This window comes from Streptomyces sp. CLV115, assembly GCF_038448545.1.
In the GTDB taxonomy this organism is placed as follows: domain Bacteria; phylum Actinomycetota; class Actinomycetes; order Streptomycetales; family Streptomycetaceae; genus Streptomyces; species Streptomyces sanglieri.
In genome coordinates this window covers 1-1,775 of record NZ_JBCEWQ010000337.1, presented here as the reverse complement: position 1 = coordinate 1,775, position 1,775 = coordinate 1, and the positions used below count along the sequence as shown (strand labels likewise).

At 71.0% G+C, this 1,775-nt stretch carries 2 protein-coding genes; one reads left to right on the top strand and one right to left on the bottom strand.

The window, feature by feature from the left end; all coding sequences use genetic code 11:
• On the bottom strand, nucleotides 1–669 hold a 669-nt coding region (locus tag AADR41_RS41980), incomplete at its 3' end, for an MFS transporter (protein WP_342287724.1).
• Nucleotides 670–739: 70 nt separating this feature from the next.
• Between AADR41_RS41980 and AADR41_RS41975 the strand changes: the two genes are divergently transcribed.
• Nucleotides 740–1,726: a LuxR C-terminal-related transcriptional regulator gene (locus tag AADR41_RS41975; protein WP_446751212.1), complete on the top strand. Its 987-nt coding sequence runs from the start codon at nucleotides 740–742 to the stop codon at nucleotides 1,724–1,726.
• Nucleotides 1,727–1,775 lie beyond the last annotated feature (49 nt).

Here is a 1,775-nt window from a genome sequence, read left to right as displayed (position 1 = left end):
ATCCCCCTCCGATTCCGGCCGGGCGTCCTTTCCCCGGCCCCCGCCCGGGATCGGCAGCAGCGCCACCGTCGCGGCGCAGACCACGAAGGTGGCCATGTCCACCACGAAGGCGGCGGTGTAACCGACGAGTGAGACCACCACGCCCGCGGACGCGAAACCGGCCACCATTGCCAGCGAACGCCCGGTGATGGAAAGGGAGTTCGCCCACGACCGCCGGTCGTCGCCGACCATCTCGGGAATGGAACTGCGCAACGACACCATGAAAAGCGTTCCGCAGCCGCCGACCACCACGGAAACTGCCATCAGCGCGGCGGTCCGCATCCCCTCGGGCGCGAGAACGAGCAGCAGCATCACCGCCGCCTGCGCCACATTCGTCCACAACATGACGCGCTTGGCTGCGAACCGGGCGAGCAGACCACCGGCGATCAGTCCCGCGACAAATCCGGACGCCAGCCGCACGGCCATGAACAGGCCCATCGCGAGCGCCCTGCCCGTCGTCTCGTAGACGAACAGATTGAGCGCCACCATGTTCAGGAAAGTGCCGTACGAGGACAACGCGTATCCGGCGATCAGGAATCGATAGCGGCGCTCGCCACGCGCGGGGCCGGCCCCGTCGCTCTCCGGTGCCCGGTCCGGCCGGTCGTCCGCCTGCTCGATGTCCTGCGTCACCGGCCCATATTCACCGAGCGGTTGCGCTCACCCATGACCGCGCGATTGCACGAATGTAATCTGCATCCTTGTGAAGGACGATCATTCCGGCCCACGGGCGTGTGATTGCCGCGAATCGTCGCCGAACCGCGTCTGCGACCCGGCCCTCGCGGCCTATCGGCGCGCACTCGCGGACGGAAGCCTTCCGGCAAACGAGGTGCCCGGCTGCCTGAGCGCCCTGCATCTGCTGGTGGAGGACCGCCACGCACCGGGGCGGCTCATCCCCGTACCGCCCGAGACCGCCTCGTTCGATGTGCTCGGGCCCATCGAGGCGGCGATCGCCCGCGAGCGTCGCACCCTGCGTTCGGCACGCGCCGCGCTGACCGTGTTCGAGGGCCTGTACGCCGACGCGCACCGCCTCGAACCGTCCGCGCTCACCCGGCTCTCCGGCGAGGCCGTCATCGGCAAGGCGCTCGAAGCGGGCGTCGCCGGCTGCCGCGAGGAGGTCCGCACCGCCCACCCGGGCGGCGGCCGCCCCGTGCACGTGCTGGAGGAGTCGCTGCCCAGGGACATACGCAATCTGCGCCGGGGCATCCGGCAGCGGACCATCTACCAGCACACGGTCCGCTCGGACCGTACGACGCTCGCCTACATAGAACGGGTGACGACCGAGGGCGCCGAGGTCAGGACGCTCGCCGAGGTCGCCGACCGGATCATCGTCTTCGACCGGAGCCTGGCCTTCGTCCCGTACTCCGACGAGCCGCACAGCGCGCTGCGCATCCAGCACCCGTCCCTGGTCCGCTTCCTGGCCCGGCACTTCGACGAGGCCTGGGCCCGCTCGGTCCCGGTCCGCCCGGAGCGGGTGCCGCTGCGCACCCCGGTCGTCACGTCCGACCTGCAACGGACCATCCTGCAGGCGGTGGTGGGCGGTGAGACGGACCAGTCGATCGCCCGCCGGCTCGGCATGAGTCGCCGCAGCGTCGCGGAGCACGTGCGCAGGGTCTCCGAGCAGCTGGGCAGCAGGAGCCGGGCCCAGCTCGGTTACCTGGTCGCGACGTCGGGCCTGCTTGAGGTGTGAGGACGGCGGTACGGGAAGCCCCGCGGGGGGGGGGGGGGGGGGGGGGGGG